Source organism: Pedobacter sp. GW456-11-11-14-TSB4 (assembly GCF_059424425.1).
The window spans coordinates 860,292-883,276 of sequence record NZ_JBWKZK010000001.1 but is presented as its reverse complement, the minus strand read 5'-3'; the positions used below and the strand labels follow the sequence as shown (position 1 = coordinate 883,276).

Annotated in this window: 19 protein-coding genes; 8 read left to right on the top strand and 11 right to left on the bottom strand. The window is 34.7% G+C overall.

The window, feature by feature from the left end:
• Positions 1-66 precede the first annotated feature (66 nt).
• On the top strand, positions 67-1,773 hold the full coding sequence (locus AC07XU_RS03950; RefSeq protein ID WP_494942318.1) for a sodium:solute symporter family protein: 1,707 nt from the start codon (positions 67-69) through the stop codon (positions 1,771-1,773).
• 61 nt (positions 1,774-1,834) lie between these two features.
• Positions 1,835-2,359, top strand: a complete 525-nt coding sequence (locus AC07XU_RS03945) for a DUF2911 domain-containing protein (protein WP_494942317.1) — start codon at positions 1,835-1,837, stop codon at positions 2,357-2,359.
• 66 nt (positions 2,360-2,425) lie between these two features.
• Here the strand turns inward: AC07XU_RS03945 and AC07XU_RS03940 are convergent, their stop codons facing one another.
• A complete protein-coding gene (locus AC07XU_RS03940) occupies positions 2,426-3,268 on the bottom strand; it encodes a DUF2911 domain-containing protein (protein WP_494942316.1) in 843 nt (280 codons plus the stop codon).
• Positions 3,269-3,395: 127 nt separating this feature from the next.
• Here AC07XU_RS03940 and AC07XU_RS03935 point away from each other — a divergent pair, with 127 nt between their 5' ends.
• Positions 3,396-4,226, top strand: coding sequence for an NAD(P)H-binding protein (locus AC07XU_RS03935; protein ID WP_494942315.1), 831 nt, complete (start codon positions 3,396-3,398; stop codon positions 4,224-4,226).
• 77 nt (positions 4,227-4,303) lie between these two features.
• On the opposite strand, the gene AC07XU_RS03930 is transcribed toward AC07XU_RS03935, so the two are convergent.
• The 7 genes from AC07XU_RS03930 to AC07XU_RS03900 all read right to left on the bottom strand — a co-directional run bounded on the left by AC07XU_RS03930 (position 4,304) and on the right by AC07XU_RS03900 (position 10,245).
• Entirely contained in the window at positions 4,304-5,329 is a 1,026-nt protein-coding gene (locus AC07XU_RS03930; protein WP_494942314.1) for a sensor histidine kinase, read from the bottom strand.
• A 58-nt stretch (positions 5,330-5,387) separates the two neighbouring features.
• Positions 5,388-6,149, bottom strand: coding sequence for a TIGR03915 family putative DNA repair protein (locus tag AC07XU_RS03925; RefSeq protein WP_494942313.1), 762 nt, complete (start codon positions 6,147-6,149; stop codon positions 5,388-5,390).
• Complete coding sequence (locus tag AC07XU_RS03920) at positions 6,146-7,405, bottom strand: putative DNA modification/repair radical SAM protein (RefSeq protein ID WP_494942312.1); 1,260 nt, start codon at positions 7,403-7,405, stop codon at positions 6,146-6,148. The genes AC07XU_RS03925 and AC07XU_RS03920 overlap by 4 nt, the downstream gene beginning before the upstream one ends.
• Positions 7,406-7,494: 89 nt before the next feature.
• Positions 7,495-8,142, bottom strand: a complete 648-nt coding sequence (locus AC07XU_RS03915; RefSeq protein ID WP_494942311.1) for an HD domain-containing protein — start codon at positions 8,140-8,142, stop codon at positions 7,495-7,497.
• A 66-nt stretch (positions 8,143-8,208) separates the two neighbouring features.
• Positions 8,209-8,469 carry a helix-turn-helix domain-containing protein gene (locus AC07XU_RS03910; protein ID WP_494942310.1) on the bottom strand — a complete coding sequence of 87 codons (261 nt, stop codon included), beginning with the start codon at positions 8,467-8,469 and terminating at the stop codon, positions 8,209-8,211.
• 105 nt (positions 8,470-8,574) lie between these two features.
• Positions 8,575-9,054, bottom strand: coding sequence for a hypothetical protein (locus AC07XU_RS03905; RefSeq protein WP_494942309.1), 480 nt, complete (start codon positions 9,052-9,054; stop codon positions 8,575-8,577).
• A complete protein-coding gene (locus AC07XU_RS03900) occupies positions 9,055-10,245 on the bottom strand; it encodes a THUMP domain-containing class I SAM-dependent RNA methyltransferase (protein WP_494942990.1) in 1,191 nt (396 codons plus the stop codon).
• 459 nt (positions 10,246-10,704) lie between these two features.
• Here AC07XU_RS03900 and AC07XU_RS03895 point away from each other — a divergent pair, with 459 nt between their 5' ends.
• The 3 genes from AC07XU_RS03895 to AC07XU_RS03885 all read left to right on the top strand — a co-directional run bounded on the left by AC07XU_RS03895 (position 10,705) and on the right by AC07XU_RS03885 (position 13,772).
• The gene (locus AC07XU_RS03895; protein ID WP_494942308.1) at positions 10,705-11,070 is read left to right on the top strand and encodes a DUF3127 domain-containing protein; all 366 of its coding nucleotides are present in this window, start codon (positions 10,705-10,707) and stop codon (positions 11,068-11,070) included.
• 152 nt (positions 11,071-11,222) lie between these two features.
• A complete protein-coding gene (locus AC07XU_RS03890) occupies positions 11,223-13,073 on the top strand; it encodes a sensor histidine kinase (protein ID WP_494942307.1) in 1,851 nt (616 codons plus the stop codon).
• Positions 13,074-13,076: 3 nt separating this feature from the next.
• Positions 13,077-13,772, top strand: a complete 696-nt coding sequence (locus AC07XU_RS03885; protein ID WP_494942306.1) for a response regulator transcription factor — start codon at positions 13,077-13,079, stop codon at positions 13,770-13,772.
• 98 nt (positions 13,773-13,870) lie between these two features.
• Here the strand turns inward: AC07XU_RS03885 and AC07XU_RS03880 are convergent, their stop codons facing one another.
• Both AC07XU_RS03880 and AC07XU_RS03875 read right to left on the bottom strand, forming a co-directional pair.
• Positions 13,871-14,647: a GLPGLI family protein gene (locus tag AC07XU_RS03880; RefSeq protein ID WP_494942305.1), complete on the bottom strand. Its 777-nt coding sequence runs from the start codon at positions 14,645-14,647 to the stop codon at positions 13,871-13,873.
• A gap of 10 nt (positions 14,648-14,657) precedes the next feature.
• Positions 14,658-17,450, bottom strand: coding sequence for an outer membrane beta-barrel family protein (locus AC07XU_RS03875; RefSeq protein ID WP_494942304.1), 2,793 nt, complete (start codon positions 17,448-17,450; stop codon positions 14,658-14,660).
• A gap of 233 nt (positions 17,451-17,683) precedes the next feature.
• Between AC07XU_RS03875 and AC07XU_RS03870 the strand changes: the two genes are divergently transcribed.
• Positions 17,684-19,981: a helix-turn-helix domain-containing protein gene (locus AC07XU_RS03870; protein ID WP_494942303.1), complete on the top strand. Its 2,298-nt coding sequence runs from the start codon at positions 17,684-17,686 to the stop codon at positions 19,979-19,981.
• 375 nt (positions 19,982-20,356) lie between these two features.
• On the opposite strand, the gene dapF is transcribed toward AC07XU_RS03870, so the two are convergent.
• The gene (gene dapF / locus AC07XU_RS03865; RefSeq protein ID WP_494942302.1) at positions 20,357-21,139 is read right to left on the bottom strand and encodes a diaminopimelate epimerase; all 783 of its coding nucleotides are present in this window, start codon (positions 21,137-21,139) and stop codon (positions 20,357-20,359) included.
• A gap of 197 nt (positions 21,140-21,336) precedes the next feature.
• Here dapF and AC07XU_RS03860 point away from each other — a divergent pair, with 197 nt between their 5' ends.
• On the top strand, positions 21,337-22,884 hold the full coding sequence (locus tag AC07XU_RS03860) for a trypsin-like peptidase domain-containing protein (RefSeq protein WP_494942301.1): 1,548 nt from the start codon (positions 21,337-21,339) through the stop codon (positions 22,882-22,884).
• Positions 22,885-22,985: the final 101 nt, after the last annotated feature.

Genomic DNA, 22,985 nt, shown 5'->3' with positions numbered 1-22,985 from the left:
TATTTTACTCGTCTTTTGGTTAGTTTTATTGATATTGTTGTTTTACGCATTTACCAAATATTTCGAATGAGCTATATAGATTGGGCCGTTTTAATGACAACCCTATTTGCTATTGTGGGTTATGGCGTTTACAAAAGTAGGGGTTCCCAAAGCATGGATGCCTATTTTTTGGGTAATCAAAGTTTACCTTGGTATACGGTTTGCTTATCTGTTATGGCAACTCAGGCAAGTGCAATTACCTTTCTTTCTGCACCGGGTTTAGCTTACACATCGGGTATGAGCTTTGTGCAGTTTTATTTTGGTTTGCCATTGGCGATGATTGTTTTGTGTATCGCTTTTGTACCAATTTTCCATCGCTTAAAAGTTTTTACAGCCTACGAATATTTAGAGCAACGTTTCGATTTAAACACAAGAGCTTTAACCGCATTTCTTTTCTTAGTTTCAAGAGGCCTATCTACCGGTATTACCATATATGCACCATCAATTATTTTATCAACCATCTTAAATATCAATACCACAATTACCACTTTGTTTATTGGTAGCTTGGTTATTTTTTATACCGTTTATGGTGGTACCAAGGCAGTTTCCTATACGCAATTGTTGCAAATGAGCATTATTTTTTGCGGTATGTTTGCAGCCGGAATTATGGTTGTACACCTTTTACCAGGAAATGTAGGTTTCGAAAAAGCCATCAGCATTGCTGGAAAAATGGGTCGTACAAATGCAATAGATTTTAATTTCGATTGGAAAAATCCGTATAATATTTGGAGTGGAATTATTGGAGGTTTCTTTCTACAACTCTCTTATTTTGGTACCGACCAAAGTCAGGTTGGACGTTATTTAAGTGGCTCATCTGTAGCACAAAGCCGATTAGCGCTGTTGATGAATGGTTTGGTAAAAATACCCATGCAATTTTTAATCTTGTTAATTGGGGTACTGGTTTTTACATTTTATCAATACAATAAAGCACCATTATTTTTCAATTCTTATGAGTTAAACAAGCTAGAAAAAAGCCAATATAAAGCAGACCTAGATCAGATTAAGGGGAATTATAATCAAGCTTTTGAAAGTAAAAAAGTTGAGGTTGAAAAGTTAGACAAAGCTTTAGATGCAAACGATGAGCAGTTAATCAATACGCAAAGAATTGCAGTTAAAAAAGCAGATGAAGAGACGAAAAGCATCCGTAAGGAGCTGACCGATTTAATGACTAAGAATGATGAAAAAGCCAATATTAATGATAACAATTACATTTTTTTAAGCTTTGTAACGCAATATCTCCCAAAGGGATTAATTGGCTTGTTGATTGCCATTATTTTTTTAGCATCAATGGGTTCAACCGCTAGTGCATTAAATTCTTTAGCCTCAACAAGTGTGGTTGATATTTATAAAAGATTAATTAACAAAGAAGCAACAGATAGCGAATATGTAAAAGCATCTCGTTGGAGTACCATAATTTGGGGCATAGTTTGCATTGTGATGGCTTTATTTGCCAGCAAAATTGGCAATTTATTAGAGGCTGTTAATATTTTAGGCTCTTTTATTTATGGTACTATCCTCGGTGTATTTGTTGTGGCGTTCTACTTCAAATCCGTTAAAGGTAAAGCTGTTTTTTGTGCTGCGCTATTGGCTGAGGCCATTGTGTGTTATTTAGGCTTTAATGAAATAATTGCTTACTTATGGTTAAATGTAGCGGGATGTTTGCTGGTTATCGTTTTTGCCTATCTTATTCAGTTATTTCAAAGTAAAAAACCAGATGATCAATTAGTTGTTTAATAAATTATAACCTAAAAACTATAAATTCGTAAAAATCAATTCTGTAACCTAAATATAAAACATGATGAAAAGTAAAATGAAATCTATTGTTGCGCTATTATTTGTAGCAACTATTTCTTTAAATGCAGCTGCTCAAGATGCTAAACCCGCTCCTGCTAGTCCACCAGCAACAGCAACTGGTAAAGTTGGCGCTGCAACACTAACTATTAATTACAGTAGCCCTGCAGTAAAAGGCCGTACCATTTGGGGTGGATTGCAAAAGTTTAATGAAGTTTGGCGTGCAGGTGCAAATAAAACAACAACTTTCGAAACAGATAAAGACATCACCGTTCAAGGACAAAAATTGCCTGCAGGTAAATATAATTTCTTCTTAATACCTAAAGAAAGCGGTACTTGGACTGCAATTTTTAATAAGGAAGTTGCAAACACCAACCCTTTCAATTATAAAGAAGCACAAGATCAATTAAGAGTTGATGTGAAAACTAAAGCCTTAAAAGAAACTCAGGAACGTTTGGTTTACAAAATAGACAATAAAGGTTTTGCTTTAGAATGGGATAAAATTTCAGTTCCAATATCAGTTAAATAAAAAATTTATATAAAAAAACCCGTTCTCAATAATTGGAACGGGTTTTTTATGTTTGTTGAATAGCTATTACTTCTTAGCGGTTTCCAAAAGCTGAGTGTTTAAACGAATATATTCTTCATTATTTTCGGCTTTTGCCAAATCAATTCCGGCCAATGCCGAAGCTTGAGCGCCTGCTTTATCACCCATTTTCAATTGAATTTTTCCTTTCCAAAGTTTTACATAAGGAGCTTTTGGCATAGCTTTCTCTGCTTCGTTAACCCAAGTTAAAGCTTGATTTAAATCTTTACCATTCTCTAAATAATAAATAGCAGCTGGGAAATAAGGTTTTTTATCGCCTTTCATTGCCTCATCAATTCTGGCCATAACTTTTGCATCTATATCAGTTGATAAGCTAACAGTAACTAACGTATTTTCCCAGCTTAATTGTAACTGAGCGGCTGTTGGTAATACATTTGCAAATTGAATGGTAAAAGTTTCTACCTTATCTTTCAAAGTTGTTGGTTTAACTTTAATGCGCAAAATGTCATCTTTTTCATTATAAGTGTAAGCTCCCCATTGTTTTGCCGTCTTGCTTAAAATAACGGTCCATTCTGTTTTATTTGGAATGGTAAATAAACCATATTCTCCTGCCGGGATTTCAGTTCCGCCAAAATTTACAGCATCAGTAAAAGTTAATACAGTTGCTGAATTAGCTCCTGTACGCCAAACTTTATCAAATGGTTCTAACGCACCGAATACTTTTCTACCCTTCATGCTAGGGCGAGAGTAGTTAACAGTAATTTTTCCTAAGCCAAAATCTTGAATAATGGTTTGAGTAGAACTTGGCTGTGGCGTAATTTGTGCATTTACAGCGCTATTTAAGCCTAAAGCAATTAGCATCAGGCAAATACTTTTCAATGTTGATCTCATTTTTTTTGTTTTTGTAGCTCAAAATTAGACATTAGGTTTTACAGATGGCTGCTTCATATTTCAAATCATTGTAAAGAAAAAATAAAAGCTTAATTGCGTTTAGAATTTGAATTATCTTGTCGATAGAATGGAGCATCAAATAGATATTAAAACGATAAGTATTTTGGGTTGCGGTTGGTATGGCTTGCCGATGGCCAAATCATTAATTAAAAATGGTTACCACCTAAAAGGAAGTACAACTACAGAAGATAAATTAGGGGTTTTAAGAGATGCAGGTATACAATCTTTTTTGATAGACACAGAAAAAGAAAGTTTTAATGAAGAATTTTTCGAATGCGATTTGCTGATCATCAGTATTCCACCAAAAGTAAATTCTGAGCAATTACCATATCCTGTTAAGATTAAAAACATAACTACCGCTGCACAAAATGCTGGGGTGAAACAAATCTTACTCATCAGTTCTACTGGAAGCTATGAGGATGGAAATTTTTTAGTTGATGAAACTGTTGAACCTCAACCCAACACACCATCAGGCATAGCATTAAAGGAGGCTGAAGCAGTTCTTCAAAATAATAAGGCTTTCGGCAGTACAATCATCCGCTTTGCGGGATTAATTGGGCCAAATAGAAATTTAGCTAAGCATTTTGCGGGTAAAACGGCCATTCCAAATGGAAATGCACCAATAAATTTAATTCATTTAGATGATTGTTTAGGATTAACACAAGCGATTATAAATCAAAAAGCATTTGGCAAAGTTTACCATGGTGTTACGCCAGATCATCCTTCTAAAAAAGCATTTTACAGCCAAGCATGCATAAGTTCTGGGTTTGAGCCAGCATTGTTTAAAGACGAGCTTTTGAATTGGAAGCAAGTTGACAGCAACAATGTACCTAAATTTTTAGCTTATGATTTTAAGGTAAAAGATTGGCTAACATATGCAAAGCGAAATACAATTTAATAAATGGGTGCTGTTGTGTTTTTAATTGAAATAACAACAGTGGGTTAATACATTTGCTTGATCTACGTAAAAATAAATTAGTTACTTTTTTGCAGAGTAAAGGCGAAAGTTGTGCCAATATTTGGTGTACTACGCACAGAAATGGTTTGTTCGTGTGCTTCTAATATGTGTTTAACAATTGCTAAACCTAAACCAGTGCCACCTTCTTGCCTGCTTCTGTGCGAATCAATTCTGTAAAAACGCTCAAAAAGCCTTGGTAAATGTTTTTCCTCAATTCCAATTCCATCATCAGTTACCTCAATTAAAAATTGATCATGCAGTTCGAAAATTTTAATCGCGGTAGAACCATTTTCATTGCCATATTTAATAGAGTTCTGCATTAAGTTGATCATAATCTGCCTGATCTTTTCCCTATCTGCAGAAACAAAAGTTGGCGCAGTGTATTTATCTTTAAATGATAATTTAATTTTATTGCTTGCCGCTCTGTCTTCTAAATTCTCCATCACCTCTTTAGCAAGTAAAACAAAATCAAAACGCTCAAAATTAATTGGCATTTCCCCTGTTTCTAATTTAGATATCGCATCTAAATCGTTAATTAAATAACTTAATCTTTCTACGTTGTTTGCAGCTTTCTTTAAGAATTTAACCGCCATATCTGGGTCGTCAACAATACAATCTTGCAAAGTTTCTATATAGCCTTGGATGGCAAAAAGAGGTGTTTTAAACTCGTGAGACACATTTGAAAGAAATTCGCGTCTAAATTGCTCTTGTTTTTTCAGCAAGTCAATTTCTTTCTTTTTCGCTCCAGCCCATTCTTTAACTTCTTGTTCTACATCATTAATTGGGTCAGAACTAACATATTCCCCTAAAGCCTCTTTTAAATCTTTACCTAATTTTAAATTATGTATTAGCTTGTAAATCAGCTTGATTTTAGTGTAAATGTATTTTTCAAAAAGATAGTAGAAGACCAAAAAACTGGTGATAAAAGAAATACCAAATGAAACCAGCAGATAATACCAGCTATGCTGGAAATAGAAATTTACTATGCCAATAGACAGGGCTACGGCAAGTGCGGTAATTAAAACGAGTACACTAAGCTTCATGAAGCTAATTTACAATTTCTAAGTTAAGAAATTGTTAAGCTATTTAAATTTGGAAAAGCTAACTTAACTGTTTTTCAGTTAAATACTTCCAGTATCGTTTCGGTACGTGTTGCACATGCAACTTTGTATTTTTTCTTGATTCGATATTAGTGCTTTTAAAATAATCCTTCCACAAGTTAGCATACAATTCTTCTGTGCCACTGAGTTGCTGTATAGAAGGCTGTTTTAAGTTTTTTACATTCATTTCAATGGTGATTTCTTCCACAGAAAGCAAATCATAAAACAAACCGTAGCGCCTTTTTAGATCGTAAATAATCCATTGTTGATCGGCATATCTGTCTTTAAAATGTTTTACAATTAAAGGCAAAACATTAAAATCTGGGTCAATGCCACAATAAAACAAGCCATCAGCGGTATGCTGAAAACGGATAAACGCTTCCATTCTATGTTTTTCTCTTTCAACCTTAGTAGCGATTTGAGAAATGGCTAAAACATATTCATTTCCAAAGTTTTTTTCCGCACCTGCGGGATGACTGAAAATGTAATTGGAGAAATGAAACAGCGCATTAAAAATCTCCGGAAGTTCGGATAAGTAGGCACAATAAAATCTTCTACGCCATTGTTTATCTAAACGTTTTTGCAATCCATTCCAAACTCTGTCTGCTTTTGTTCTATTGTTTACAATCTTTAAACTTTCTGTAAAAGCATCTGGCTGAAATATTTTTTCTGTTTGTAGGATAACAGACTTTGGTTTTCGCTCAAAATATTCGAAAACAGCTGTTAATAGGCCTTCTAAACTTCCGTCAAAAATGTAGATCATTTAAAAAGGATCAATTGGTTGGTGTCGGTTTTTAAGTACTTGCTTTTGCTTTCTGCTAAAATAAAGCCTTTAATTTGGGTAGCTTGATAATCTCTCAACTGAAATGGAGTATCTGCACATTTAATAAAATGCTTGGCTTTGTTGTAAGCAATGCCGATATTTTTTAACTGATAAATATGCAGTTTGCCAAACTTACGGGCTTGCACAATTTTGTTTGCAGAGCCAACGCCTATTCCCGGCACACGCAAAATCATCCTATAATCGGCAGTATTAATATCAATAGGAAAATGCTGCAGATTTCTCAAAGCCCAACTTAATTTCGGATCAATATCTATATCTAAATGCGGATTGGCGTCATTTAAAATCTCACGAACATTAAATCCATAAAAACGCATTAACCAATCGGTTTGGTACAATCTGTTTTCTCTTAAAAGTGGTGGCTGCGTACCTAAAACAGGCATTCTTGTATCGTTGCTAATAGGTATATAGCCAGAATAGTAAACTCTTCTCAAGGCAAAACTTTTATAAAAACGATCTGCAGTATACATAATGTCTTTATCAGTTTCTGGCGTTGCGCCGATAACCATTTGGGTGCTTTGTCCGGCTGGTACAAATTTAGGTACGCTTTTAATCAGTTTTTTCTCATCCTTAAATTGCACCACTTGATTTTGAACGTAATCTAAAGATCGAATAACTTCGCCATGTGTTTTTTCTGGAGCTAACAGCTTTAAACCACTTTCGGTTGGCATCTCTAAATTAATGCTCATTCTATCGGCATATAATCCAGCTTCTTTAATCAATTCATCGCTAGCACCAGGGATAGTTTTTAAATGGATGTAGCCATTGTATTTTTCTTCTAAACGAAGTTTTTTTACTACTCGCAAAAGCCTTTCCATGGTAAAATCGGCATTTTTAAAAATCCCCGAACTTAAGAACAGACCTTCTATATAATTTCTACGGTAAAAGTTCATGGTCAGCTCTACCACCTCATCAACCGTAAAAGCAGCTCGCTCAATATCATTGCTTTTTCTCGAAACACAATACGCACAATCGAAAATACAATGGTTGGTTAAAAGAATTTTTAGGAGAGACACGCAACGACCATCTTCCGTGTAAGTATGGCAAATACCCGATGAATGTCCATTTCCAACACCTTTGTTTGTGTTTTTTCTATCGCTACCGCTCGATGAGCAGGAAACATCATACTTTGCAGCATCGGCTAGGATATTTAATTTTTCTCTTAATCGCTCAGACATAGCTATTTATTTACTAACAAAAATAGTAAATAAAACTAAAAAAATTAGCTGTATTTAATTTAAAGTTAAAGCTTTTAAGAGTGTAGAATTTATTTTACCCCGTTCCACTCGGCATAAAACTGGTCTAAATAATCTACCATAAACTGATGGCGTTGGGTTGCCATTTTTTTTCCAGCTTCAGTTTTCATTAAATCTTTAAGCAATAATAGTTTTTCGTAAAAATGATTTAAGGTTGGGGCAGTTGTATTTTTATACTCCTCTTTGCTCATGTTAAGGTTTACAGGAATAGCAGGGTCGTACAAAACCCTATTTTTATAACCGCCATATGTAAAAGCTCTTGCAATGCCTATAGCGCCAATGGCATCTAATCGATCTGCATCTTGTACAATATCTAATTCTTTAGCTCTAAATGTAATTACACCTAAACTTGCCTTGTAAGATAAATTTCTAATAATTTCTTGAACTTGATGAATAATTTCATCTCCTACGTTGATGCTTTTTAAAAAATCTCCTGCCTTTTTAGGGCCAATTTCTTCATCCCCATTGTTAAATTTACTATCTGCAATATCGTGTAAAAGTGCAGCTAAAGCCACAATCAATTCATCACCCTTCTCTATCGCATTTATAGTTTGCGCAGTTTTATATACACGCTCAATATGAAACCAATCGTGCCCGGTTTCGGCATTGGCAAGTGTTATTTTAACAAAGTTGATGGTTTGGTCGATGATGTTTTGCATACAATAAATTTAATGCTGCAAGGTATCTCGAAAATAGATAGAAATTATGTTTTGTTGAAAAGTAAGCTAGGCGCTTGTGCCCAGCTTACTTGCGAAATTATTTTTATCGAAATAAAGTAATTCCATTACCTGTACTTCTAAAATAAGAGCAATATGAAATAACCGGTCTAATGTTATTTTACTGTAACCAAGCTCTATTTTACTGTAGGCATTCTGGGAGATTTCTAATTTTGCAGCCAGATAATCTTGCGTATAATTTCTAAACTCCCTCACTTTTCTGATATTGGAGGCTACCTCCTTCATCTCCAATTTTAATTTTTCTTTCATTGAATCATAGGTTGATTTCTGATTCTATAAACGAAATTTAAGGCCGAAAGGTTTTAACGTATTGTTAACTAGTTATGTTGTTTAATTAAATACTTTAATTATTAGTTAATAAAGACCCCACTCATCTTCAAAATCATCTTTTTCAAAATGGCTTACCCAAACCTTAAACAGCTCTTTAAACTTGTCTATCTCCTTAACAATAATAGCTGCATCTGTTTCTCTACAGGTTTCATACAACGCTGATGCTTTAACCTGAGTTTCTAGTTCTCTTGCATTGGTTCTAATAATTGATGCATTTTCCATTCTTAAAATGTACAGATCTCCGCCTTCAGCGCCAACAATCTTAGGACAAAGCATCATGGCATTTTGCATAATTAGCTCTTTGGTCATGTCGGCCATTTCGCCAGTTAAAGTTTCGCAGAACAGTGCTGAATATTTATAAACTTGCCTTGCTTGTTCATATAAATCTTTGGCCCTTGCAATTTTCGGATTGTTCTTCCATTGTTCGCCATCTTCTTCCTCGTTTCTTAAAAAATCAAAACGATCCCAGCTTGGCATGTGGTCCATGTCATCAAAATCTTTCATTTAATCTCTAGGTCTTGGTCGATCCTCCTCTGCTCTTCTAGTGCCATCATACAATTCGTATTCTAAAAGCCTACAATCTAACTTGCCATTATAAAACTCAACTTTTTTATCTGCTTTTAAGCCAATTTTTTTGGCTAAATCTGGGTTTCCGGTAAAAATATAGCCGAAATAACCTTTGCAGTTTTTTTTCATAAAATCGCCAATGCGCTTGTAAGTAAGCTCTAACTTGCTGTGCACACCTAAACGCTCTCCATATTCTGGATTAAAGACAACTACACCTTTACCGCCTTCTGGCACTGGTGTTTCTTCAAAATCGCAAACTTCAAAAGTAATTAAGGTATCAACACCGGCAGTTTTAGCGTTTCTACGGGTTACATCAACAGCATCTTCACTAATATCTGAAGCAATAATCTGTAAATCCACATTTTTAATTACTTGGTCTTTCAGTATTCTTCTTTCTGCAAAAAACACTTCTTCATCATAACCTAAAATATGCATAAAACCATAATTCATACGGTATAAACCTGGTCGGCGATTGGTAGCTAATAAAGCAGCTTCAATGGCTAAAGTTCCAGAACCGCACATTGGGTTTACAAAAGGCGATTTCTGATCCCATTGTGTAGCCATAATTGTGCTGGTAGCCAAAGCCTCTAACATTGGCGCTTTACCAGGTATTTTACGGTAACCATGTTTCGCTAACGTTTCACCGCTGGTATCTAAAAATACATCAGCTTCATCGTCTTTCCAATATAAATGCACTACGGTTTTGTTGGCATCAGAGCCAGAGTTTGGTCTAATGTTTTTCTTTTCTCTAAACCGATCTACAATTGCATCTTTTACCTTTAAATTGGCAAAAAGTGGTGTGGTAATGGTTGGGTTATCTACGTTAGAAGTAACCGAAAAGTAACCTGCAAAATCTATCAATTCTTCCCATTCCATGGCCACTAAATTGTTATATAGCTCATCTGGAGTGTTGGCTTTAAAGCTGTTAATGCAGTATAAAATCTGACTAGCACACCTCAAATTTAGGTTTAATTTTATACACTCAGTTAATGTTATATTTAACTCAACACCTGTTGGAAAAGCCCTAACAATATCATAGCCTAAAGCCGTAACTTCATCTTGTAAATAAGGCGATAGCCTTTTATTGCAGGTAATAATTACCTTGCTTTTGGTTTCGAAAACTTGCATCATATTAACCGCAAAGTTACCATTTATTTGCACTTAAATATTTGTTTTTTAGCAGCGCAAAACTGGTACAAATTACTACGTTTGTTCCTTTGTTACGCTTGTACGCTTCGCTGCGTAGCTACGCAACTTGCTGCAGGGTATCGCTACACCAGGGGCTAATAACTAAAACTTGTGCTGTTTTGCCAAGTAGAACCCACCGTTAAATCTAAACCTGATTGCGGCATTATCCTTTTTGTTGCAACCATTTTCATAACTTACTGAGGCTTTAACAAAAAGATATAGCCAAAAGCAGGGCTGCAGAATGCCAAATGTGATGCACTTATGTTTTCAAAAATTAGAAATTTTCGTTTAATTATAATTGCTTAACTATTAGCTGTGTGGAAAACTTGATGTTTTTACATGCAGAAAAAACGAATTATATTTTAGAAATTTGAATGAGTAACTAATATTAGCATTGAAATGGAAATTAAAGGCAAGGTACACGAAATAGGTGCATTACAACAGGTGAGTGAAACGTTTAAAAAACGTGATTTGATTATAGAATATGCAGAAAACCCTACATATCCTGAATATATTAGATTTGAGGCTTTACAAGATAAAACAGCTTTGTTTGATGTTTTAAAACCTGGCGATGAAGTTGAAGTTTCTTTTAATTTACGCGGTAGACCATGGACAAACAAGGAAGGTGTTACATCATATTTTAATAGTTTAGTAGTTTGGAGATTAACCCAATTAACTAACGTAGCAACGCCTGCTACACCAGCTTACGCTGCACCGGTAGATTTAAATACACCAGCAGGTGAGGAAGACGATCTTCCTTTCTAAGATCTTTTTTTAAGACAAAACAAATTTTAATAAAGCCGTCCTGAAATATCGGGACGGCTTTTTTGTGCTTAAACAATTGTGCAATACTGTGTTAAAAAGTGTTAAAACAACATCTTGTTGCTTAATAAAGGTTTATTTTTGAATAGTTTATAATGAAAAAGAAAAGCCTTTGGTTAATTACCGCCTTAATGACACTTGCTTTGCTGGGTGTTTTTGTAATGCAGTTGTATTACATCAAGGAATCTTATAAACTAAAATCTCAACTTTTTGAGCAAAACGTTAACCAGGCTTTAAATGCGGTAGTTAACAAAGTCCAAAAACGAAATGTAGCTATTCATATCAATAAAAAAGATGATGAATTTAAGGCGAGAAAGGAAAATGGGATACGCAGCCAAATGGATACCATTGTTGCTTTTAGGGTAAAGTTTAAAGAAAATGAGAACTTACGAAAGTTTAAGCAGCAACAGCAAATTATCAATTACCTAAACTCACAAGATAGTATTATCAGAAGTAATTACTTACTACCCCAAATAATTTCTGAAGAAACTTACAAGCTTTACAACAATGCAAATGCAGACAAAGCAAGTAAACCAACTTTAGATGTTGTGGATGTGAGAGATCCAATTACAGGAAAATTGTTGGATAGACGTGTTAATCCGAGAAGGGTAAAAACACCTCAGCCACAGTTGCAGATGAATAATTTACCAGATACCATTAGGTATTTAGTTTATAGTATGGTTGATGGTATGCCATTATTTATCTCATTGCCAAGTACAGAGCCAGATTTAATTTCAAAATTTAAGGTAGAAGATGCGAAAGCTAAACTTAGGTACGAGATGGAATTGAGCCGCTTGTATGCAGATACTATTGCTGTACAAAGCGAGAGTTTAAATTTAATTAGAGATGTGGCAAAAGAAATGGACAATAGTGATTTGCCACTATCTAAAAGGGTGCCTGATATAGAAAGTTTAGATACCTTAATTAGGGCAGAATTGCTAAGTAGGGGAATAACGTTAGCCTACGATTTTTTAATTACATCTGTAAAAAACACCAATAACGTGATTTATAGAAGGGTTTCTAATACCAATATAGATCCAATTGCAGAAAACACCTATGCTCATGTGCTATTTAGCAATGATGTTGCAGCTAAAGATCCTGGAATGATCTATTTGCGTTTGCCAAATAAAAATGCAGCTATTTTTAGCAATATGTTCGTAAACTTGGCATCGTCTATAGGTTTACTTTTAGTATTGATTTCAATTTTTGCTTATACCATTTATGCTATCATCCGCCAGAAAAAACTTTCTGAAATGAAAACGGATTTTATCAATAACATGACACATGAATTTAAAACGCCGGTAGCAACCATTATGATTGCCAGTGAAGCGTTGAAGGACCCAGAAGTTGTGGAAGATAAAAATAGGATCGGCCGTTTGGCTAACATTATTTACGATGAAAATGTTCGCCTAGGAAATCATATAGAAAGAGTTCTAAGCGTTGCAAGATTAGAACGTAAAGAAATTAAGTTAGAATTTGCGCCAGTTAATGTAAATGATTTAGTTACCGCAGTTGTGGATAGCATGGGCTTACAGTTACAAAAGCGAAATGCCGCAATAACATTAAATTTAGGTGCTACTCAAGATATGATTATGGCAGATGAATTACACTTGTCTAACGTGATTTACAACTTAATAGATAACGCCAACAAATACAGTTTAGATTCGCCGCAAATAGATATTGCAACGAGCAATAGAGGTAAAAACCTAATTATTGAGGTGGCTGATAAAGGTATTGGAATGACAAAAGACCAAACCAAAAGAATTTTTGATCAGTTTTACCGTGTACCTACAGGTAATTTACACGATGTTAAAGGTTTTGGCTTAGGTTTAAATTATGTTCGCGATATTGTTGCCGAAATGGATGGTACAATAAAGGTAAATAGCGAGAAAGATAAAGGAACTACATTTGAGATTAGCTTGCCCATTAAACACACCAATAATTAATTTATGAAGAAGATTTTATTAGTTGAAGACGATCCGAATTTGGGTTTATTATTGCAAGATTATCTGCAGTTAAAAGGTAAGTTTGATGTGGTTTTGTGTACCGATGGCGAAGAAGGTTTGAGAGCTTTTAGCAAGCAGGCTTTCGACATTTGTATTTTAGATGTAATGATGCCTAAAAAAGATGGCTTTACTTTAGGCAAAGACATACGAAAGGTGAATCAAAATGTACCCATTATTTTTGCAACAGCAAAAGCCATGATGGAAGATAAAGCCTCTGCCTATGACTTGGGCGGAGACGATTACATTACCAAGCCTTTTAGAATTGAAGAGTTGCTGCTAAGAATAAATGCTTTGCTTAAGCGTGTTACAAGTAATGATGTTACGCAAAATGAGCCTGCTCAAACTCAATTTCAAATCGGTAAATATACTTTTGATTATACTACACAATTAATTCATTTTGAAGACAAGCAACAGAAGCTTTCTACAAAAGAAGCTGAACTTTTGCAATTGCTTTGTTTAAAGAAAAACACTGTTTTAACTAGAGAAGAGGCTTTGTTAAGCATTTGGCACGATGATAATTATTTTAACGGGCGTAGTATGGATGTTTTTTTAAGCAAGCTTAGAAAATACTTAAAAGAAGATCCTAAGGTTGAAATTTTGAACGTACACGGCAAAGGTTATAAGTTACTGGTAAACTAATTTCAGTTGGCTTTTGGCTACTTTCAGTTAACGGTTTAACAAGCATAAAAAAACTCGTGCTGTGCGACACGAGTTTTTATAGAGAGCTTATTTTTTGCTTACAATAGAAAAGCTTTCAAAGCATCTTGAGCCCATTCACCCCAATCTTTTGTAGCGCCTTTTAATATGGTGGTAAGTTGTTTACTATTTACAGGCTTGCCTTTGCTAGGCGCTTTAAGTTGCTTTACATCGGTAACTGGTGCGTCGGTTACGGCTGTGGCAAACCAAGTAATATGTTCATAAGGCAAAGCAACGCCTAAAATCATTCCGGGTAAACCGGTAAATGTTTCAGGGCCGCCAGAAAGCGGAATTTCATCTGTATAAAAAGCTACCACATAAACAGAATCCATAATTAGGGCATTCGCTCTTCTGCAATCGTAACCTGCAATGTTTCTAAATTCGTTAGTTATCTTCCAATTAATTTTACGAGTGCTGTCTGATAATAGATAAGTTTCATCAAATACTTTTTTCTGCGCTACACTAGTACCAGCAGCTGTATTGGTAGCTATAATGTTATTCTGATTGGAACTCTCAAAATCAAAAAAACTGTTGGTAATTAACTCTTCGCTTGTTGGCTGATACAAGGTTTGATCTTTTGAAAAAGTTAATGAGCTTTTTAAAGTTTTAAATTGCGGATTTTTCTTCTGATAATCTTCTTGAGCTTGTGCGTAATAACTAACATTTGGGTTTCTCTTTACTTGATCTTTTATAAGCGCATACATGTTTACTCTTTTCTCAAATTCTATTACACCCTGTGTTGCAAAACGGGCATTTTGAGCAATACTTGTTTTTGCAACCAGCAACAAACAAGCAATCGTAATTAGTTTTATTTTCATCTTTTGATCATTATTTTTTTGAAGCACCCATTTTATTGAAGTCCCAGCTAACTGCGAACATAAAATAGCGTCTAATGTTGTTAAATGTAGTTTGTGTAATGGTATTGCCACCAGCAAATCTTCTAAAGCCTCTATTTTGGTTTAAAATATCATTGCCAGAAAGTGTGAATCTTAAATTATCACCCTTTAAAAAGGTTTTTATAATACTTGTGTTGATAATGGTTTGTTCAAAGCTCTCATCAAAAGTTGCAGTACCAGCATTATAAGTATAATTTGCATCGGCACTAATTTGAAATTTAGCAGGTAAAAACACCCTAAATGAACCGTAGCCACTTGTACCTAATCCATTACTGTTAATTTCTTTATTTAATGATGATTGTTGTTTTTGGTAGTTCGGACCAAACCTCACATTAAAGCTAAATTTCTTTTCTTTATACTTACTTAAGCCCAGCATGAAGCCATAACTGCTACTTTGAGTTTCATTTAAAACATCATTTACGTAGTTATAAGATATGCTGTTGTTGACATTTGCGTTTATGTCAACGTTAGTTTCAATGGCTTTAATCTTTCTAGAATAACTTATATTCGAGTAAAAATTATAAGGAGTTTTCTCTTTTAAATTAATAAATTGATATTCAGATCTACCCGTATTGTTATCAAATGTGGTATTGTTTACAATTTGATTGTTGATGAAGTTAACACTTGCATAGGCATATATGTATTGGTCTGAAATTACTTTGTATGAGTTGTAATTAATACCAAAATTATTATTAAATGATGGCTTTAAATTGGGATTACCAATCGGAATATTTAGTAAATCATCATTTACCCTAACTGGTTGTAATTGAGTTACGCTTGGCTGATTTGTACGGCCGTTATAAGAAATACTAAACGATTTATACTGTGTAAACTTGTACTGATACCTTGCTTGTGGCATCCAATTAAAAAAACTTCTGTTATACCTAATGTCATTGAACTGATCATATTGGTCAAACGTGATGTTGTTTACCTTTAAGCCTCCATTTAAAACCGTTTTGCTTCCCTTGTAACTTAATATTGCACCACCTTGGTTTGATAGTTGATCGGTTTCAAAATAGTTACTAAATTCATTATCTAAAACGTTATAATTTCCTGTAGTAGACGTGTTAAACGATTTACGATCTGCAATGGCATTGTTAAAACTCAACCCGTAGTTCATTACTAAAGAAAGCTTTTTGCTTATTGGCTCGGTAAAGGTTGCATTTGTTGCAAATAAGCTGCTCTTAATCTTATTGGTTTTAAATTGATCAGTTAAAACGCTTTCTCTTAATGAGCCATCTGTATTAAAAGCTTCGTTTAAAGAGTATAGAAAGCCTTCGCTATTTTTCTCATTAATGTTACCATTAACGCTAAGAGAATAATTTCTGCCCAATTTTTTTAAACGTTTGGTGTACAAGCCCGATAAATTAAAAATTTGCTCATCACCTTCGTTATTATTGGTCCTTAACTCAGTATTTAATAAACTGTTATCACCTCTGGTACCAATTGTAGTAAATTCACTTTGTGTATCGTTATTTTTAAGTGTTCCATCAGCTACAATCTTTAAATTACTGGTGCTATCTAATTTAATCTGATAGGTTGCATCTAACTTTTGTCTAAAAATATAATTCTCAGTCAATTGATCGTTATTACGATTAACAATGTTGCCCGGTATATTTTGCTGACTTAATACATTTTTATTGATATCAACTTTTAATGAGCCAATTTTATAATTGGTGTTGATAGATTCTTTGTCCTTATTCCACTTGTTTTCGTAATGGGCCCCGCCATTGTACGCCAGCGGAATACCTTCACCATAATATCTGCCACCAAAAGAGTCGATATCATCTTGTCCACCCATTATCATCATGCCGCCATCAATAATTTCTATTCCGCCACTACCGCTGCCACCATATTTGTCGCTATCTTCCCAACTTAAACCAGTTTTGCCAGTATTACTGCTTGTTCCATACAATGATATTTTTTCTTTACCTCTAAACTTGTTAAATAAAATTTGTGCAGCGTAAAAATCGTCTGTTGCGCCGCCAATATCTACTTTACCAAAGTATCCATTTTTCGAATCTTCTTTAAGTTTAATATTAAGTGTGGTGGCCTTTTGTCCATCATCAACGCCTGTAAATGCAGCTTGGTCACTAGATTTTTCGAAAAGCTGTACTTTATCAACCATATCAGCCCGCAAATTTTTAGTAACTAAAGTTGGGTCATCACCAAAAAACTCTTCACCATCAACAAGTACTTTCGATACAGTTTTACCCTGAGCAGTAATTTTACCATCGTTATCTACTTGTATACCAGGAAACTTCTTAAGCAAATCTTCAACTTTATCGTTTGGTTGTATGGTGTAACTACCAGCATTAAATTCTGTGGTATCTCCATTAATTTTAATGGCAGCAGCTTGCCCTTTAATGATTACTTCATTTAACAATCGAGCTTTTGTTTTCATGTTAATTTGCTTGAAATCAATCTCTCGTTTTGAAGAATCTAAACTAAAAGGAATAACATAATCTACATATTCTGGATACGTGATTAACATTAAAAAAGGTCCTTTTTTTAAGGGTGAAAGTGAGAAACTTCCATTTTGTGCTGATCTAGCAAATTTAACTAAGGTAGAGTCTTTCGCATTTAAGATGCTGATGGTTGCATTATGCAACTTGCTGTTGTTAGCGGTATCTGCAACAACCCCTTTTACAGTGTAGGGATTTTGAGCATGGAGAGCGCTAAAAAAGCATAAGGATAGCAGGGTAGCCAGGCTTATAATTTTCATTTATTTTGTTTGTTAGGGTAACACAAGGTATAACTAAATCTTTAATACTAAAAATTTAGTTGATTGGATTTAACATTTAATAACATTATTTAACATTTAAAATTGACCAGCATTTCACAAAGTTTAGGGGTGTAAAAAGGCAATTAATTTGCTTCTTTTGTGGTTTAAACTGCCATTTTGTTTTAGGAGTTAACTAAAAAGCGTATCTTGTTCAACCTGTGAATAAAATAAAAATGTTACAATCTCAAGAAATCGCTCAACCTGCTCAGCTTGCCGCAAAGTTTATCAATTTAACTTCGAGGCATATTTTTTTAACTGGTAAAGCAGGTACTGGTAAAACAACTTTTCTTAGAAATTTAATCTCATTAACACACAAAAAAGCGGTAATCGTTGCCCCAACAGGTATTGCGGCTATTAACGCAGCCGGGGTTACCATTCATTCTCTGTTTCAATTGCCGTTTGGTACTTTTTTGCCTAAAGTTTTGCCAACTAGCGATGTAAAAGATTACCAGCACTATCACACGCCAAAATCTATCATTAGGCATTTGAGCATGAACGCAACTAAAAGGCGCATTTTGTTAGATTTAGAATTGCTGATTATTGATGAAGTAAGTATGCTAAGGGCAGATTTATTGGATGCCATTGACACAGTTTTACGTTACATTAGAAAAAGCAATGCAAATTTCGGTGGAGTGCAATTGTTGTTCATCGGCGATTTGCATCAGTTGCCACCCGTTGTTAAAAACGATGAGTGGAATTTATTAAGTGCAATCTATAAAAGTGCTTTTTTCTTTGATGCGGTTGCTTTAGAGAAAAATCCGCCAGTATATATTGAGCTAGAAAAAATTTACCGCCAAGCAGATGAAACCTTTATTCATTTGCTAAATAATTTAAGAAATAATCAGGTTACTGAGCAAGATATCGCTTTGCTAAAAACGTTTTATAAAGAGAATTACAAACCTATTTTAACCGATAATTACATCACTTTAACCACGCACAATAACAAAGCAGATACGCTCAACAAAAAAAGCTTAGATGAATTGCAGGGTAAGTCTTATTTCTACAAAGCAGTTATCGATAAAGAATTCGCTGAAAGTGCTTTTCCCGCAGAAAAAACTCTAGAGCTTAAAGTTGGTGCACAAGTAATGTTCATCAAAAACGATCCAACAGGCGAGCAGCGATTTTTTAACGGCAAAATTGCAGTGGTAAAAAAACTGAGTGATGATGTGATAGAGGTTTTGCCCGATGGTGCCAAGTATAATTTAACCCTAGAAAAATACACTTGGAAAAACATTAAATACACAGCAAATAAAACCACTAACGAAATAGAAGAAGAAATTGTGGGAACATTTACCCAATTTCCTTTAAAATTAGCTTGGGCAATAACGGTGCATAAAAGTCAGGGTTTAACGTTCGATAAGGCAATTGTTGATATTGGCGATGCTTTTGCTCCCGGACAAATTTATGTAGCACTTTCTCGTTTAAGATCAATGAACGGTTTGGTGTTAACTTCGTTAATCTCTAATAGAGGCATAAGACAAGATCAAAATGTTACTTTTTTTGCCCGTACAAAAGAGTTGCAAGAAGATTTATCGGTACAAATTAAAAAAGAAAGTGATGCGTTTTTAAAACACTCGTTATTGCAAAGCTTTAATTTTACGGTGCTTGATAATTATGTTTACGAACATGTTTTTAGCTATACAAAAGACGAAAAAAGATCTACCAAACAAACCCATTTGCCCTGGGCAGTAAAGCTACAGCAAGATTTAATGGCGCTTAAAGTTAATGCCGATAAGTTTTTGAAACAAATAGAACGCTTATTTATTGTAGACCATGCCGAAAGTTTAGCTTTATTATTAGAACGAACAACTGCCGCTGAGAACTATTTTAACCCGCAATTGCAAGCCATGAGTAATGCCATATTTGACTTAATTGAAGTGGTTAAAACGCAAAAACAAACCAAAGAATTTTTAGCAGAGCTGATAGATATGGAGGTGATGTTTTTTGAGCAGTTTAAAAAAATTAAAAAAGCCAAAGCCATGCTCGAAGCTGCAAACCAGCAACGTGAGCTTACTAAAGAAGAAGTAATGGCATTGTACACGAGCGCCAAACGCGAAGAACAAATTAAGGCTGCCTATACGATGGCTAATAAAGAAGAATTTAGACCACCAGGCGAAGATGTTTATAGCAGAATTAGAGCCGCTAAAAAAGATAAAACACCAAAGCCACCAAAAGAGGATACCAAAGAAATTACTTTAAATTTATTTAAAGAAGGGAAAAATATAACTCAAATTGCGGCAGAGCGAAAAATGACAATTGGCACAATAGAAGGGCACATGGCGCATTTTGTTGCAAAACAAGAAGTAAAAGCATCAGACATTGTACCTACTAATCGCCTAAACGAAATTATGCAAACAATTGCCAAGCTAAAATCTGTTAAATTAAATGAAGTGAGAGATGCCTTGGGTAAAAGCTATGGTTTTGGTGAAATTAAAATCGGTATAGCAGCTCATCTGGCCGAAGGCAATTAGTAAGTTATTACAAATTTTTAGGAGCAATTTCATTTGCCGCTTTTGAAAAACTAGGGCAGTAATTTTTGGCAATTTCAGCCCCGCTTTCTGTTACAACCAAATAAAGAATTTGGTTTCCACTTCAATCGGGTTTATTGTACAAAGTTGGTGGTTTTTGGCGTGCTGCAGCCCTGCATAGTAGCATAAACTGTTGTGCCTTAAACGGGATTGATGCGGTATCCTTTTTCGATTGTCACCATTAAGCACCATTGTTAATTAAGGCAGTAACAACAATCGAAAAAGATTTAGCATAAAAGCCCGACTAACGTTAAAAAAATCGCTTAACCATGCTTTTCTAATCAAAAAAAGCAATTCAAAAATATAAACCTGGATTAGTTAGTTAAGAACCGTTCCCTCAAAAACTTTCTCTGCAGGGCCGCATAAAAATACATTGGTAAATTTATGTCCATCGTAATCAAAATTGATTTGAAGTTTACCCCCCAAAACCTTTACAGGAGTTTCGATATGGCCAGGTTGTTTTTGTTGTGCCATGGCCATTGCAACTGCTGTTACGCCAGTGCCACAGGCAAAAGTTTCATCTTCAACGCCACGTTCAAAAGTGCGTACAAATAAATGATCGCCTTTATCTTCCACAAAATTTACGTTGATGCCTTTTGCCTTATAAGTTTCGTTATTTCTAATTTGTTTACCGTTTTCAAAAACGTTAAACACATCTAAATTATTCACTTGTTTTACATAATGAGGTGAGCCAGTATTTAAAACAAAGGCTTCTCCATCTTTGTCAATCGTATCAACATCAATCATTTGTAGTTCAATCCAATTTCCTTCTGCTGTAATTTTGGCATAATGCGGTCCGTCAACTGCCAAAAAATTAGTCTCGCTGTCAATTATTCCCAAATGTTTGGCAAAAGCAACTATGCATCTTCCTCCGTTACCACACATGCTACCCAAGTTTCCATCTGCGTTGTAATAAACCATCTCAAAATCAAAGCTATCATGTTGTTTTAGTAACATTAAACCATCGGCTCCAATGCCAAAACGGCGATCGCAAAGTTGCGCTACAAGCGCATTATCAATGGTTTTAAGCTCGCTTTCGCGGTAATCAATTAAAATGAAATCGTTACCAGCACCTTGATATTTTGAAAATTTTATGGCCATTTCTTATTTTATTAAGCTAAATCGTTTTGCCTTATTTTGTGTAATTGACATTGTTAAATTTGATTTAACATTTTTTAACACAAAACTAGGCATGTTACGTATACAAATATCGTTTATATGGTATTAAATTTGATTAACTCTTTGTAAAAATAGACATTTGGGATAAAGCTACTTAATTAAAGTAAAACAAATAGACAATGAAAAGAATAGGATTAATAGTGTTGGCTGCATTTTTAGGAGGTGCAGTTGCAATTGGCGCTTATAAACTATTAGAGCGCAACAGTGATGGTTATACTTTGGAAGAGAAGCAAAATATGATGTTTGCTAATAATCCACTTAAAGTGTCATCAGCTGGTTCGGTAGATTTTGTACAAGCTGCAGCTGCGGTTTCTCCTGCTGTAGTTCATATTAAAACAACTTATGGCGGCAAATCATCAGACGAAGTTTCTGGTAGCGGTGGCATAGAAGATATGTTTGAGCAATTTTTTAGAGGCGGCGGCGGTAGAAGACAAAATATACCTAGAGCAGCTTCTGGATCTGGTGTAATTTTAACCCCAGATGGCTACATTGTTACCAATAACCATGTGGTAGATAATGCAGATAAAATTGAAGTTGTTTTATCTAACAAACGTAAGGTAATTGCAAAAGTAATTGGTAAAGATGCCAATACAGATTTAGCCTTAATTAAGGTTGATGTAAATGATTTGCCTTTTGTAAAAATGGGTAACTCAGATAACGTACAAATTGGTGAGTGGGTTTTAGCAGTTGGTTTTCCGTTAGATTTACAAACTACAGTTACTGCAGGTATTGTAAGCGCAAAAGCTCGTAAAATTGGTATTTTAGATAGAAACCAAAGTCAGCAACCAACCAGAGAAGAGTATGAAGAATACCAAAGAACTGGTGTTTTACCAGATCGCCCAGCAAGTTCTTCAATAGAATCATTTATCCAAACCGATGCAGCAATTAACAGAGGCAATAGCGGTGGGGCATTAGTAAATGCAAATGGAGAGTTAATTGGTATCAATGCGGCTATCGCTTCGCAAAGCGGAATGAATGAAGGATATGGTTTTGCAATTCCGGTTAATTTGGCTAAAAAGATTTTAGAAGATTTTAAAGAATTTGGCGTTGTTAAACGTGGATATATTGGAGTTAGTTTCCAAGCTTTAGATGCTGATGTAGCTGAAAAATTAAATGTGAAAGACATCAATGGTTTATATGTTAACAGCGTTGTGCCAAATGGTGGTGCAGCAGCAGCAGGTATTAAAGAAGGTGATATCATTAAAAAAATTGGTGGTGTAGAAATATACGATGCGCCAGATTTGCAAGAGAAAGTCGGCCGCATGCGTCCTGGTGATAAAGTTGCATTAACTGTTTTAACAAAAGAAGGTTCAACCAAAAATTTAAATGTTATTTTAAAACCAGAAAGTAATGTGAGTTTAGCATCTAATGCGGCCAAATCTACTGGAGCTAGCGTAGGTAAATTAGGTGCAAGTTTTGCTCCGGCAACTGCGGCAATTAAATCTAAATTTAAAGTTGCCAATGGTGTTGTGGTAACTAATGTGTTGCCTAATAAGCTTTTTTATAATGTTGATATTTCAAAAGGTACCTTAATTACTAAAATTAACGGTAAACCTGTAAATAGTGCTGCAGATGTAGAAAAAGCTTTGCCAACATCTACAGATGGAAACATTAAAATTGAAGGTGTAACAGAAAACGGTTCATTTACCATCATTAACGGTAATTAAACAAAACTTTTAACATAAAAAGGGAACCATTGCTGGTTCCCTTTTTTTTGCTTTAAACTTTAGTAAATCAATAAATTAGTGATCAAGAAAAAATCATTAAT

What these genes read in the sequence shown, in the direction of transcription:
- AC07XU_RS03870 (WP_494942303.1), top strand. Translation starts at nt 17,684, where the DNA reads ATGTTACAATCTCAAGAAATCGCTCAACCTGCTCAGCTTGCCGCAAAG.
- AC07XU_RS03950 (WP_494942318.1), top strand. Translation starts at nt 67, where the DNA reads ATGAGCTATATAGATTGGGCCGTTTTAATGACAACCCTATTTGCTATT.
- AC07XU_RS03920 (WP_494942312.1), bottom strand. Translation starts at nt 7,405, where the DNA reads ATGTCTGAGCGATTAAGAGAAAAATTAAATATCCTAGCCGATGCTGCA.
- AC07XU_RS03945 (WP_494942317.1), top strand. Translation starts at nt 1,835, where the DNA reads ATGATGAAAAGTAAAATGAAATCTATTGTTGCGCTATTATTTGTAGCA.
- AC07XU_RS03890 (WP_494942307.1), top strand. Translation starts at nt 11,223, where the DNA reads ATGAAAAAGAAAAGCCTTTGGTTAATTACCGCCTTAATGACACTTGCT.
- AC07XU_RS03905 (WP_494942309.1), bottom strand. Translation starts at nt 9,054, where the DNA reads ATGAAAGATTTTGATGACATGGACCACATGCCAAGCTGGGATCGTTTT.
- AC07XU_RS03900 (WP_494942990.1), bottom strand. Translation starts at nt 10,245, where the DNA reads ATGCAAGTTTTCGAAACCAAAAGCAAGGTAATTATTACCTGCAATAAA.
- AC07XU_RS03940 (WP_494942316.1), bottom strand. Translation starts at nt 3,268, where the DNA reads ATGAGATCAACATTGAAAAGTATTTGCCTGATGCTAATTGCTTTAGGC.
- AC07XU_RS03910 (WP_494942310.1), bottom strand. Translation starts at nt 8,469, where the DNA reads ATGAAAGAAAAATTAAAATTGGAGATGAAGGAGGTAGCCTCCAATATC.
- AC07XU_RS03885 (WP_494942306.1), top strand. Translation starts at nt 13,077, where the DNA reads ATGAAGAAGATTTTATTAGTTGAAGACGATCCGAATTTGGGTTTATTA.
- AC07XU_RS03915 (WP_494942311.1), bottom strand. Translation starts at nt 8,142, where the DNA reads ATGCAAAACATCATCGACCAAACCATCAACTTTGTTAAAATAACACTT.
- AC07XU_RS03925 (WP_494942313.1), bottom strand. Translation starts at nt 6,149, where the DNA reads ATGATCTACATTTTTGACGGAAGTTTAGAAGGCCTATTAACAGCTGTT.
- AC07XU_RS03930 (WP_494942314.1), bottom strand. Translation starts at nt 5,329, where the DNA reads ATGAAGCTTAGTGTACTCGTTTTAATTACCGCACTTGCCGTAGCCCTG.
- AC07XU_RS03875 (WP_494942304.1), bottom strand. Translation starts at nt 17,450, where the DNA reads ATGAAAATTATAAGCCTGGCTACCCTGCTATCCTTATGCTTTTTTAGC.
- AC07XU_RS03880 (WP_494942305.1), bottom strand. Translation starts at nt 14,647, where the DNA reads ATGAAAATAAAACTAATTACGATTGCTTGTTTGTTGCTGGTTGCAAAA.
- dapF (WP_494942302.1), bottom strand. Translation starts at nt 21,139, where the DNA reads ATGGCCATAAAATTTTCAAAATATCAAGGTGCTGGTAACGATTTCATT.
- AC07XU_RS03935 (WP_494942315.1), top strand. Translation starts at nt 3,396, where the DNA reads ATGGAGCATCAAATAGATATTAAAACGATAAGTATTTTGGGTTGCGGT.
- AC07XU_RS03860 (WP_494942301.1), top strand. Translation starts at nt 21,337, where the DNA reads ATGAAAAGAATAGGATTAATAGTGTTGGCTGCATTTTTAGGAGGTGCA.
- AC07XU_RS03895 (WP_494942308.1), top strand. Translation starts at nt 10,705, where the DNA reads ATGGAAATTAAAGGCAAGGTACACGAAATAGGTGCATTACAACAGGTG.